The sequence below is a fragment of the Actinoplanes sp. NPDC004185 genome, from assembly GCF_053603475.1.
The window spans coordinates 103,172-116,908 of record NZ_JBSGFR010000030.1; the positions used below are offsets into that span (position 1 = coordinate 103,172).

The 13,737-nt window shown below is 67.3% G+C and carries 2 protein-coding genes; both read right to left on the reverse strand.

Annotated features, from left to right (window positions below):
* Position 1: 1 nt before the first annotated feature.
* A complete protein-coding gene (locus ACWEOZ_RS28445) occupies positions 2-6,802 on the reverse strand; it encodes an RHS repeat-associated core domain-containing protein (RefSeq protein WP_451913718.1) in 6,801 nt (2,266 codons plus the stop codon).
* Between the two features lie 39 nt (positions 6,803-6,841).
* Positions 6,842-13,393: a carboxypeptidase regulatory-like domain-containing protein gene (locus tag ACWEOZ_RS28450; RefSeq protein ID WP_451913719.1), complete on the reverse strand. Its 6,552-nt coding sequence runs from the start codon at positions 13,391-13,393 to the stop codon at positions 6,842-6,844.
* Positions 13,394-13,737 lie beyond the last annotated feature (344 nt).

Here is a 13,737-nt window from a genome sequence, read left to right on the forward strand (position 1 = left end):
GTCACCCGCCCCCACCGCACATGCATTGGATCTTCGATAGCTCTTCGGTATATCTTCCAGGGGTTAGATTCGCCCCCGGCGCGGGCACGATTTCGTAATGATTCAAGTCCCTTCCCCGCTGGATTATGCGCAGCGTGCTGGGCACCGAATTCATGTCGAGGCCATGCGGCTCGAAACCCTTACTCGAAATGCTTCCAGCGTTATCGAACAGCGATACACCGTGTGTTTCCTTCACGAATCCAGTCGCCGGGTCGACCTTGTAATCGTTCGGCCGGGGCACAAAGCTCGGCGCTTCGTCTCTGGCGCCACGGTAGTACGACGACGGCCCGCACGGAGTGTTATGAACCAGCACTGGGGTTTTGCCGGCGAGCACATAGTACGTGTGGAGGTCCTGGACGGTGAGATTGTAGGCGAGGGCCGTCCGGTGACTTCCGGGGATCATGCCACCGACGCGAGCCCAGCGTCCGTCCGGCGTCTGCAGAAGGTCGCCGTCATCCAGTTCGTCCGCGCGTTCCCAGCTCTGGTCCGTGGCGTTCCAGTACGGGTGGTCCTCCGTGGTGACCAGCCGTTTGCCGCCGACCGACAGTTCGTACAGATCGTCGAAGTGCACCCAGACGTGATCGACAAGCCGACCGCCCTCGTTGCCGGTTTCCGGGTCCGTCGCAAGGACCAGGTCGCCCTTTTCCAGGTCTTTGAACTTCTTGCTGGTCCCGTCGGCGAGCAGTACCCGGGTGTCACCGCTGAAGCTGCAGGGTCCACCCGCCCGGCCGGCCGCGGAGGTCTTCCCGGCCAGGCCCATGCCGACACCGCCGACCAGACTGCCCGAACCGTAGAACGCCGCAGCGTCATCGGCCACGCCATAGGCACAAGTAATAGGCGCGACCGCACACGCCGCAAGGATTTCCGGGCCCGCCGCAATCGCGAGCAGCGCCATGCCGCCTTCCAGCGTGCGCGCCACACTGATTCCGGTGGGCTCCTCCAGGCCGCTGCACATCTCGCCGAAGTCGGTACACAGGTCTTGCTGGACCAGGTGGTTGGCCAGGGCGTCCGCGTACGACGTGTTATACCGGAACTCCGCGTAGTCCTGCAGGGTCCACCGTTCGCCCTTGCCCTTGTCCGGGACGCTGCGGCCGTCCGGTGTGTGGCCGCTGTAGTGCTTGCGCTTGGAGTTGGGCGCCGTCGACGTCTTGCCGGTCTTGCGACCCCACTCAACGTTCTTGGTGCTGCCGCAACCATGCTTACAGCCCGTCTTCGGGTTGTACCCGAAGCAGTCGAACTTACTGCAGTCGTCGGCGATCAGACCTGTCGGATCGCTCAGGGTGACGGGGGAATTGCTGGCATAGCTGTAACCGGTCCACTGCTGAGGATCAGCGAGGTCCATGATCGGATCGACGGAGATGAACCGGCCGAGCTGCGGGTCGTACTCCCGTGCGCCCAGGTGGGTAAGGCCGGTGTTGTCGGTGGTGCCGCCGACGAACCCCTTCGTGTTCGGCCAGACGGTGGCGGCGCCTCGTGGCACCCCGAAGGGTGTTTGGCGGCGGATGGTGGCCTGCTGGCTGACCGGGTCGAGGGAGGTTTGCGCCGTTCCTTGCCGGTCAGCGGTCAACCAGGTGAGCCCACTGTTGTTCCTGGAGGCCACGGTCTGCCCGGCGAAAGCGTAGTAGCGGGTGCCCGTACGGGCGGCAGTGGAGGCCGTGAAGCGGATCTCCTGGCCCGGCAGGTAGAGGGTCTTTCCGGCCGGGTCGGAGCTGATCAGCCGGTTGCCGTCCGCGTCGTACAGGTATGACGTTGTAGCCGTGCCCTCCGTGACGGTCTCCACACGCCCCTCGGAGTCCCACGTCAAGGTCTGCGTGGTGCCGCCGGCCGTGGGGCGGGTCTTCAGGTTGCCGGCGAGGTCATGGCCGTACGCGACGGTGCTAGCCGGTGCGGTGCCGACGGTCGTGGTGGTGTCGGCCAGTGCGTGGGGCTGCGGCGTGCCCGGAGCCGGATACCGGTACGTGGTGGTTCGGGAGGTGCCCGTACTGCGGTCGACTTCCTCCGTGCGGTTGCCGACACTGTCGTACTTCCAGGAAAGCCAGTACTTGGCGGGGCCGCCCAGGGTTGACGTGCTGGCCGCGGCGGTGCAGTCGCCGCTGGCCGGGGTCCACGCCTGACCCAATCGCCGTAGGCCGTCGTAGCCGAAGCACTGGTAGTCCGGCGAACCGGCGGCAGCCGCGTCATTGACCCGGGTGATGTTGCCGGCGTTGTCGTAGGTGTACTGCATGTCGGTGACTGTGTATGGGCTGAGCGCCTCGCGATCAGTCCGGACGCCGGTGAGGCGCCTCGTCTCCAGCTCGTGGGTGTACGACGCGAACGTGTGCTTACCGGTCTTGCTGTACAAACCGGTGTACAAGTCGAGCTTGTCGACCTGGCCCAGAGCGTTGTAGTCGGTGTCGGCAACGTAGCTGAACTCGGACGCACCGAGGATGGTGGTCATTCGGTTCGGGAGAGCGAGGGTCTCGTCGTACACGTAACTGACGGTCTCGGCTTCCAGCCCGCCCTTGGCCGGATAGCTCGCCGAAGCGGGACTCCCGTCGACCTTGTACGTGCTGTCGAAGTGGTACGTGTCGTTGAGCCCGGTCTCGGAGGTGGGGATGACGACGTCCATGCCGGTCGGCTTGTAATGGTTGTCGTACCCAGTGATCTTGGTGATGTAGGCGGTAGTGCCCTTGTACCGGATCGACTGGGTGAGCTGGCCCTTCGCGATGCTGTCGTAGATCCACCGCGCTCGCGGCCTGGCCGAGATCACATCGTCGAAGACCGCCGTCTTCCGGCCCAGCGCGTCGTACTGGAAGGCCAGCGTTTCGCCGCGGCCATCGGTCGACGTGGCGGGACGGTCAGCTGTGTCGAAGGTCGTCGACGAGGTGCCGCGGTCGGGATCGGTCACCGAGTCTTGGCGGCCGCGCAGGTCGTAGCCGTACGTCCACTTGTTCCCAGCCGGGTCGGTGACCCGTTCGAGCTGGCCCTTGCGGTTGTAGAAGAACGTGCTGGTGTCGCTGTCGCCGGTGGGAACGGAGCCGTGGAACTGCCGGAGCGTGCGGACCCGGCCCTGGATGTCATCGACGGTGGACGTCGCCGTGCCACCCGCCGGCGGGGTGACATCCACCCGGTCGCCGCCGTAGGACGTTCGAGTACGCCAGCGCTCGACGTTGTACGGCTGGAAGATGGTCGACGACGTCCGGCCGGCACCGTCATACAGGATCCGGGTCTGGCTGGGCACGAACGTGCGGTCGGTCGCGGTGACCAGCGTCGTGCCGGGCGCGCTGGCGTTGTAGTACGCATCGTACGTTTTTGCCTGACGGCCGACTGTGTCGTAGAACTTGTCGGTCAGCAGCCGGCCGCCGGACGGCGAGGGCGACTGGGTCTGCCGCAGGCGCAGCAGCCCGTCGTACATGGCGTAGCTGGTGGAGTACTCGCCCTTCGCGTTCAGGGCACTGGTGGTCACGACGCTCACCGCGTCGTCGCGCACCAGGTAGGTGTAGGTCATGTTCGGCGTCTGCGACGACGCATCGCGGCCGGGCAGCCACACCTTCAGCAACCGGCCCATACCGTCGTAGGCCGTGGTCGTGGACTTGTCGTTGGCGTCCACCGTTGTCAGCGCTACGCCCCAGGCCGGTTCAGCTGTGACCTTCGTGACGTGCCCGAGCGGGTTCGTCACGGTGGTCTGGGTGACGGGTCCGCCGGTCGGCGGGGTGTATTCGGTGACGGTCTCCTTGTCCAGAGCGTCCCACTGATGGCGGACCCGGCCGTGGATGTCGTGGTCGGACCGGGCGATCGTCTCGAAGGTGGGCGTGCCGTTGTTCCAGGCCGCCATCCGCTCGATCCGGGTCGCCGCGCCGACGTCGGCGGCGACGCCCCAGTCGTGGCCGTCGTATGACGTTCGGTTGTCGGAAATCACCTGTGCCTCGGTGAGCGCCGCGGGGTTGGCCGCCTGGGCGCACGTGGCGGCAAAGGTCCGGATGCGGTGGGTCACCCCCATCACCCAGGCCGTGATGTTGCGCGGTTCGAAGGTGTTCTGAGTGCAGGTCTCGTCGCCCGTGACAGCCACGTCGCCGGCATCGTCTGTAGCGGTGACCATCCCGTAGGCGTCGAAGGTCTTGCGCACGCTGCTGACCCGCGGTGCCCGGCCGCCGTCCAGTTGCTCGCGCTCGTGGCTGGCCTGGACATCAGTGAAGCGAGACTCGGCGGTGTCCTTGTTGATGGTCCGCGACGCGGTCGGCGCGGACCGCCAAGGCTCCGACACCTGACGGGAGATCTCGGCGCCACCGGGGCCGTTGTAGGTGATTGCTTCCCGGACCATTCCGGAGAACTCGTCCTCGTCGTTGACGGTGGGCACACCGGCGCCGGGCAGGGTGACGGTACGGCGCCCGGACGGCAGCTTGTCGCCGTGCATACCTTGGAAGAAGCGGCTCTCGGTGAATGTCTGCTCGCCGAGATCGCCCGTGGTTTCGGTGACGGTCCGGTAGCCGCGCCAGTCGGACCAGGTTTTGTTCTTGGCGTCGATCAGGCCGTCGTCATCGGTGTAGTGCCATGCGGGGGACGAGTAGCCGTACGTGTGCACGATCCGTGGGCTGCCGTTCGGCGGCGCACCGCCGGTCTGGTCGATCTCGTACACGGTGGTGACGACGTACTTGTGGAACCAGTCTGTGACGGGGGCGGTGTATCCCTCGGGCGTCCACCGCACCGGGTAGCACCGCATGGTGTTCGTCGACGGATCGGCCGGGATCTTGCGGTTGGCCGGATCGGCGCTGCACTCCTCTGGTGAGTAGGTCACGTTGATCGTGCCGCCCGACTCGTTGCGGATCTTCGCGATTCGCATCCAGTTCATCGCGGGCGAATGGTCGATCGTGTCCACGCGGTTGGAGAGTTGGACCTCGGTGAATTCGACGTCGGGCACGGTGGTGCGCATTCCGACCCGGCCCTCGTGGGAAATCCTGCTGAGCCACAGGCCGGCCCGGGTACCGTCGCCCGGGTCCGGATACTTCTGGTGCAGCGTCCACCGGTCGACATCGCGATACGCCGAACCGCTCCAGACCTGGGTCAGGATGGTGTCGAGTCGCTTCGAGGACCAGAACGTCGGAGAGAACTGCATGCACGGCGCCTTGGTGCACTCCTGATCCCATGGGGTGTCGAGCCAGTGCGCCCCGTCGTGGGTGGCGCAGTCGCTCTCGCACCTGTCCTTGACCCCGAAGACGACTTGGGCCGGTGCATTGCCGGTGAAGACGCTGTCGATGCCGCCGTCCTGCCGGGTGCCGTAGGAGATTCGGGTGAGAAATCCCCCACGGTCGTAGGTGACGACGTCGTTCTGGTCGATGTTGCGCCCGTATTTGTTGGTTTCCTTGTCGTACCAGTACGACGCGGTGTTGCCTCGGCGGTCGACGACGTAGTCCAGGTTCCACCGGTACGCCTGGGTGCAGGACGAATCCTTGAACGCGGTCTTGTGGCACGGCTCAGCCGGGTGGTTGCCGAACACCGGCGCGGTCCAGGTCGATTCCGTACGCTGTGTGCCGGCTCCCGGGAGCTTGTTGAGGCCGAACCAGTACTGCGTGCCCTGGACGGTGGTGAGCACCCAGTGTTCGCCGTCGTCGTCGCCGTTGCTGGCGCCGGGTCGCCGCTCGATCGAGCTGCCGTCGTCGTTGCGCAGGTGCCACCGGTTCTCGGTGGCGTTGTAAATGAGTTCTCCGGCGTGGCCGTCCAGCGACATCGTCGCGTTGTCAGTAGCCCAGCACTGGTCGGCGGTCTTGACGGTGTTGTTGTTGGTGCCGTCCATGTCGTCGGTGCAGTTGCGGTAGCGACGTTCGATGTATCCCGGCCAGGCGTCGAATCCTTCGCCGATCCACGACGGTTGGTTGTTGGACGCCGCGTGCCGCCCGTCGACCGACTGCGACGAATACGACAGGCCGACCGTCGGCGACGGGCCGCCGGGCGGGGGCGGCACCTGCATCGGGTACGACCAGGAGAAGTTGCCCGAGTTACTGCCCGCGGACCAGGTCGCTGATGCGGTCAGGGAGGTGGCGCTGTAGCTGCCGGAGGGCCCGGAGGCTGCGGCCGCGACCGCGATCAGCGACGTAGTGCTGCGCACGGCGACCGTGGCGGTGAGGACTCCGGTCGACGTGTCGTTGCGCGTCGCCAGGGGCGTCCCCCGGCAGTCGGCGCTGCCGGGGGTGGTCAGGGCGCATCGGGGCAGCGACACCAGCCGCAGCCGGGACGCCCAGTCGCCGCCGTACGCAGACCGGAAACCGGCGTAGGTGACGGAGAGATCCACCGACGCGTCGGTGGTCACGCCGTCAGTGCGGCTGACGTCGAGCACGACGCCGCGCACGTGTGCCCGTTCGGTCGTGGGCCGGTCGAGCACCGTGACGCGCATGCGCGCGGCCGCCGTCGCGGGCCGCTTGTTCGCCGCGGCTGACGGACGAGCCTGCACTCGGAGCCCACCTGGACGGGACTGCGCCGGCGTCGCACCCGCCGCTACTGCGAAGTCGGCAGTGCCAGCTGTCGGCCAGCTCGCGGCCGGCGGAGCGACTTCAGGCTTGGCGGTGAATGCGGGGGCTTCGGCAACCGGCGGTACGCCCTTGACCGGAACGCTGGCGATCGACTTCGCCTTCGGTGGGCTGAACCCTTGCTGGGCCGGCGCTGCGGCCGAGGCCTGTGCGGACAGCGTCAGGACCAGCGAGGTGGCAACAGCTGCGGCCAGCATGCCGCGCAGCCGACGAGCGAGCGATCGGCGAGAGTACGAATGCTCGATGACCTCGTGGTCGCTCAACGGGTTTCCTCCGCTTTCGGTGGTGAGCACAGGTGCTGGTCAGGAGACGGGCGGCGAGATGCGCAGGCCGAGGCCCGGACGTAGGACGGGTGCGCGGTAGGTGTACTGGATTGCGACGGTGCCGTCTTCGTTCTCGATGCCGATGGTGGCGCCCCCACCCAGTTCGAGGAACGTGCCGTCGATCTCGTTGTACGCGAACCGGTAGCCGCCGGCCTCGTCGAGAATCAGCTGGAACGAGACGCGGGTGTTCGGATCCTCGTAGGACGCCACGTTGCGCCACTCGATGACGAACTGTCGTTGGGATGCGGTACCTCTGGTAGCCGTGCGGACGCTCGCGTTGGCGTCGACCACCCAGTCGTGCCAGAACGGGTAGATGGCGTTGTTCGGCTCTTCGGGGTTACGTACCGACGGGATCGGCCAGGCGTCCGAGGACGACTCCCCCGGGTCGGTGAAGGCCAGCAGCCCGTTGTTGTCCACCCAGGCCTTCGTGTACGTCTTGCCGTAGTGGGTCACCGGAAACGGCAGACTCGTCGAGGTGTACGCGTCGTCGCCGGTGAGCGGCAGCACGGTGGCGTCGGCTGGCGTCCAGGTCACGGGTTCCTCGGTGACCGTGTAGCCGCTGGCTGTGGCCGTGGTGCCGGTGGTGAAGTCTGCCGTTGGTTCGGTGTTGGTGGCGACTGTCACCTGGTCGACCGCGGAGCCGGTGCATCCTCCGCTGGTCTGGGTGGCGATCACCGCGTATTCGCCGGCAGGGACGTCGGTGATCCGGTAGGTGCCGTTGGCAGCCGTGGTGGCCGACCTGCCGGCCACCACTACGCCGGCCCCGGCGACCGGAGCACCTTGGCAGGTCACCGTGCCGCTGACCGTCCCCACGCCCGGCTGGCCGGGTACGAAGGTCACGCCCTTGCCGGAGTCGAGCAGCGCCTGCTTGTGCAGGTACTGGAAGCCCACCGTGCCGGATGCGTTCTCGATGCCCACCGTGGCTCCGGCGCCGCGCGCGACGGCGGAGCCGGCGGGGATCGACGAGTAGGCGATGGTGATCTCGCCGTTCTCGGAGAACACCGCCTCGAAGGTGGCCCTCGCGTTGACGTCCTCCCAGAGGTGGACGTTGCGCCATTCCACGACCCATTTGCGGTTCGGGGCGGTGCCGGTGGTGGTCGTCGCGATGCGTGATTGGGCGTCCAGGACCCAGTCGTCCCAGTGCGCGTAGACGGCCGCGTCGGGCAGGCCCTCGGCCGCCTGGGTCGGCACCTCGTTGGGGTTGGAGCCGATCCAGCCGAAGAACAGCGGGTCCTTGAAGGTCACCAGGCCGTTGGAGTTGATCCAGGCCGAGGTGTAGGTCTGGCCGTACAGCTTGATCGGGAACGGCGGGTTTTTCTGCCAGGTGACTTCGTCGCCGGTCCAGTCCTCGGTGATCGTGCCGGGGATGAACGCGGTGCTGCCGGAGGTGCACTTGTAGCCGAATTCGTCGCCGTCGGTCATCACCGACAGATCCACGTCCGAGGTGCCGCCAGGCAGGTTGATCGTCGCGTTCGCGTACCGGCCGGCGCACCGCGCATCGCCGGTGGCCACCGAGACCTTGTACTCGCCGACCGGCACACCGGTGAACTGGTAGGTGCCGTCGGCCGCGGTCGTCGTGGTGCGGCCGCCCGGGTTGAGGCTCACCGTCAGCCCGGCCGCGGGGCCCGCGGTGACCGCGACCGTGACACTGCCGTTGATCACACCGGGCGCGGCGGGAGTGAAGGTGATCGTGCCGTTGGAGTTGACCCGCGCCTCCTGGAAGGAGAACAGCGTGCCCACCGTGCCGGAGGCGTTCTCGATGCCGATGGTCGCCGCCGCGCCCTGTTGCAGCGAGGTGGTCAGCGTGCCGTAGTTGAACGCGATCTCGCCGTTCTCGCTGAAAACCGCCTCGAAAGTGATCCGGTCTGGGCCGCTCGGGCGGAACTTCGCGTTGCGCCACTCGATCACGAACTTGCGGTTGGGCGCGGTGCCGATGGTGTCGGTGCGCACGCTCGCCGAGGCGTCGATCTCAAGATCGTCCCAGAAAGGCGCGACCACCGCGTTCGGCGCGGCGAGCGTCGGCATTGTCGGGTTCGCGTACGTGTCGGTGCCGAGCGCGGCACCGAAGGTGAGGAAGCCGTTGGTGCTGACGGTGGCCGAAGTGTACGTCTGGCCGTGGAACGGCATCGCGAACGGCAGGGTTACTGCGGCTGTGCCCTCGTCGCCGGTCAGCGCGAGCACGTTGGCCGCCGCGGTAAAGGTGCCGGTGACCTGGGCGCAGGCGTAGCCCATGCCGCCGTAGTCCAGGGCTCGGCGCAGGTCTCGGACGGTGTCTGCGGTCAGCTCGACGATGTCCTGGGCGACCTGGGGGCACTTCTGGTTCTGCGCCGAGTAGACCGTGTACGTGTCCGGGACCAGCCCGGTGAAGCGGTACGTGCCGTCGGACGCGGTGGTGGCCTGCAACCCGGTCGGGTCCAGCGTGACCTTGGCGCCGGAGATGCCGGTGCCCGACATGCCGAGGACCTTGCCGGACAGCGAGTAGGTGGACGGCAGGTCCATCTCCACCGGCGAGTGGAAGATCACCGACCGGTCGGTGGCCAACGTGGCCTCGCCGGCCGCGTAGGTCAGACCGTCCGCACCGTCCGGAGCTTCGATGCCGACCACGGCCTTGGCGCCGCGCTCGTTGTCGTTGTCGAGCCCGGTGTAGCTGAACATCACTGTGCCATCGGCGCCGAGCACTGCCTCGAAGGACAGCCGTTCGTTCGTGGTGCCTTTGCGCAGCACGTTGCGCCACTCGACGACGAACTTCGCGGCGGTGCCGGTGCCGGTGCTGGTCGTGTTCACGCTGGCCGAGGAGTCCACGACCAGGTTGTCCCAGAACGGTGCGACCAGGCCGTCCGGCATGGCCGCGCCGGGCAGCGGAAGACCGTCGCCGGCGTGTGAGCCGGACGGGTCGACGAACGACAGGACGCCGTTGGTGTCGATCCACGCGGAGCGGTAGGACTGGCCGTAGAACGGGAAGCCGAACGGGATCTCCACGGTGGCCACCGCGTCGTCGCCGGTCAGGGCCAGTGCCGTGGTCCCCGGGGCGAACGTGGAGGTGGCCTCGTCGCAGGTGTAGCCCAGGTCATCGGTCGGCGGGGCGACCACCATGTCCTGCCAGGTGTCACCGTTCAGCGCAAGGGTGGTTCGGAAAATCCGGCCGCAGCGACCGTCCACCGTGGCGGTGACCGTGAACTGACCCGCCACGAGGCCGGCGAAGGTGAACCCGCCGTCGTCCCCGGTCGTCGCGGTCAGTCCGCCCGGTTGCAGTGTCACGACCGCGCCCGGCACCAGCTCGAAGGTCTCCGAGTCGATGACCACGCCGCTGAGCGAAGCACCACCGGTGACCTCAATCTGTCCGGTGCCGACGAGGCTGAGCTGGCCATTCGCCCCTACCGACTTGGCGTACACGGTCGTGGGACCCGCCGACGTGGGCGTCACCGAGCCGTCAGCGACGGCTCCGGCGGTGCCCGGGGTTGCGGTCTTGTCGAGGATGGCGGAGCCGGCGCTGTACTTGTACGCGGTGACGTTGGTGTCGCCGACGGCGTTGAGCTGGACCTTGGTGGCCTTGCCGAGCTCGGCGGGGGTGGTGTCCGGGAAGGTGACGACCGGTGGCAGCGGCATGGTGAGCAGTGCGATGTCCGCCACCGGTACGACGAACGTGTAGACGCCCACGTCGTCCAGCTGCCCGGTGAAGTAGCCGTCGTAGGCACCGTTCCATTTGCGGCGGCCGGCAGCGAAGTCGGTGGCGGCGTTGAAGCCGCCGGTCAGCGTCGCGGTGGCGGTCTGCGCGACGCCGTTGACGTAGAGCGTCAGCTTCTTGGTCGACACGTTGTAGGTAGCCGCCAGATGTGTCCACTTGTTGGCTGTGGGCGCCGCGTTGGACAGCACCGCGAACTGGGTCGGGTTGTCGACGTCGGAGCCCGCCATCGCGAAGCGCCACTTGTTGTCCGGGCCCGAGTAACCGAGCGAGTAGGCCGCCGTCCGCGAACCGTTGGCGGAGACAATGGTGCGCTGGCCGGTGCCACCGGTGGCGGCGAGTTTCACCCAGGCCGAAACGGTGAAGCTGGCGTCGGTGCGCACCGGTGTGACCGCTTCGGTGTCCGGGTGCGGGAAGTGCAGGGCACCCGCCTGCGAGGCGTAAGCGGTCGTACCGTTGAGCGACAGCGCGGAGCCGACGTTGGACCGGCCGGCGACCCGGGTGGCGCTGCCGGCCAGGGTAGCGGTGTTGCCGTGTCCGGTGTCGTCGGAGGCTGTCGTGGTACCGGCCGCTTCGTCGAAGACCCACGCCGCAGCCGGGCCGGACCCGGACTTCACCTTGAAGGTGTAACTGAACGGCGTGGCAGAGAATCGGCCTGACTTCTCCTTGCTCCACACCCGCAGCGTGTTCACGCCGTCCCGGGTCGGAGCCAGGTTCTTGATGACACCGGAGTGGTCGGCTTCGGCGGCGACTGTTCGCGCCGCGCTCGCTTGTACGCCGGAATCGAGGGTGTAGGCGTAAGCGACGATGTCCGCAGGACGGCTGGCCGGAGCGCCGACGGCGAAGTCACCGGTCAGCCCCACACCACCGCTACCGGGAACGGCCGGCGCGTCCACCGGGTACTGCGTCGAGCTCACCTTGGTCGGCGGCGCCGGCGGTGTGAGGTCGGCGATGAACTCGCACGTTCCGGACCAGTCGCCGTGGTCGGTGCCGTCCCAGGTGCGCGCCTGCCACACGTAGGTCGTGTTGTCGACGAGCTTGCCGGCCGGGATCGCCTTGGACACCGGTGACGGGTTGCCGGACGACTGCACGACCTTGTTCGACTCACTGCGAGCGCCACCCGCCGGCCACCAGTAGAAGTCGGTCGTCAGCGACTGCTGGCTCGAGTCCGGGTCCGACTGCTTGGCTGACATGATGGGCACGTTGGTCAACGCGTACGGTCGCGAAGCTCCGGTCGCGCAGGCCTTGCTGTCCGACTTACGGTCGCCGGGAGCGTTCGGCTTCGTGTTGTACTTGATCGCCAACTTGGGCGACGAGTGGTTGAACCGCTTCCACTGGTTCTTGGTGCCCTCGTCGATCGCCTTGAGCCCGACGGTCATCGTGGTCGACTTGTTCGAGTGCCGGACCATCCCGGTGACCGGGAACTCGACCGCGCCGGGGCCGTAGCATCCGTGGATCGAGCCGAGCTTGCGGTTGGCGGGGGTGGTCGCCGTCCAATCCTTGTACCAGGTGGGCTGCTTGTCCCAGGTCGTCTTGTCGGAGATGGCGCCGGTGAGCCAAAGCTTGGCGTTGGACTTGGGGCTGCAGGTCCAGGCGTGCCGCTGCTCGATACGGAACGTGGCGTCGAGGATGTGGGTGCCCTTGACCTTGGAAATGTCCATCCGGAACAACGAACGGACAATATGGTCGCTGCACCCCGAACAGTCCTCGGTACGACCAACGCCTGCCGAGCCGAAGTTCTTGCCGTCGGTCAGCGCTGACGAGTTCTTCCAGAAGCTCTTGGTCTTGTACTTGCTCCACACCGAAGTCCAGGAGTTGCCGGAGACGCTACCCGTCCAGGCCGGGTCGATGTGGATCGGCAGCGTGGCGTTCGGATCGGTGAGCAGCTTCTGATCCGGGATCAGCGTCATCGAGCCGGAAGCCAGCGACACCTTCATCACCGAGCGGCGGACCCGCTCGGCTGAGGCCCCGCCCTTTGCGGTCGCGGGCTGCTTCGCGTCCTTGGCCGGCGCGGCCGGGGCCGCCCTCGACTTCTGCTGCTTCGCCGGAGGTCGGACCTCGTCGACCGGGGCGGGGGGCTCGTCGCCGGCCTCCGCGTTCACCGACGAATCCCACATCAGCGGTGCCGGCGAGGTGAAGACCGCAGTGCCCTTGCTGTCGCGCGCCGCGAGACCACCGCCTTCGGCACGGCCGATAGTGACGCCCTCGGTGGCGACGCCGAACTTCAGGGCGGCCAGCTTGGGGTTACGGGCCGCCGCGCGGGAGCGGACGACGAGTTCCTCGGTGAAGCCCACGCTCTGCGCAGTCACCTTGAGGTCGATGTCGGGCAGCACGTCGCGGTACGTCGCCGTGTCACCGACGACGACCGGCTTGGGCAGTCGACCGGGCCACGACACGGCCAATTCCTTGGCGCCGTTCTGCAGCCGGGCAAGGGGACCGTCTCCCCCACCGGAGAACGTCAGCGGCAGCGCGGAAGCCCGCGGCGCGACTCCGGCCGCGGTGACCTTGAGGTTCGTGTCGATCGGCACCCAGGACTTGCCCCGGCGCACCCGGACCGGCTCAATACCCAGCTCGACGGTCTGCGAGCCGTCGGTGTTCGCCCAGGTCTGCGAGACCTCGGTGCGCTCCGAGAGGATCTCGACCGGTTTGCCACAGGTGGCCGCTACGCGATGAGCGGCGGAGCCGTCCGGCGCCTCGACGGCACAGGCCGGAGCGGGTGCCGCGGCAGCCGGCGACGGCGGCCGGGCGAAAGTCGAGACGGCGATGATCGTTGTTGCGGCGATCATCACGGATGCCGCAGAGCGGACCGGGCTGATAGAAGGCAGCATGAAATGACGAACGCCCGGCATAGAAGATCCCCCGTCGTGCGAGCGAAGCTGTGAGTCACCTTAAAGCCACGCTCAGGTAGACACTAATAAGTGTGACGTTCCTCGATATCTCTTGCTTCGTATCGACAGTCGCGACAAGGTGTACGTCCGATTCGGCGACCCGACCGTGGCCAGGCGGCCGTTGGCGAGGCGCTCCTGCTCGATCATGGCCATCCCGGCGTCCAGGTCGACATCAGCCCATCGCAGCCCGGCCACTTCACCGCGGCGCACGCCTAGGGCGCGTTTCGAAGTAGGTGTGTCGGTCGTCGATAGACGAAGAGGCCTCCGGTAGAGGGTTCATCGACGAAGAAGAACCTGAATACCGG

Bases quoted from the DNA above. Each gene is read 5' to 3' on its own strand.
- ACWEOZ_RS28450 (WP_451913719.1), bottom strand. From the start codon at position 13,393: ATGCCGGGCGTTCGTCATTTCATGCTGCCTTCTATCAGCCCGGTCCGC.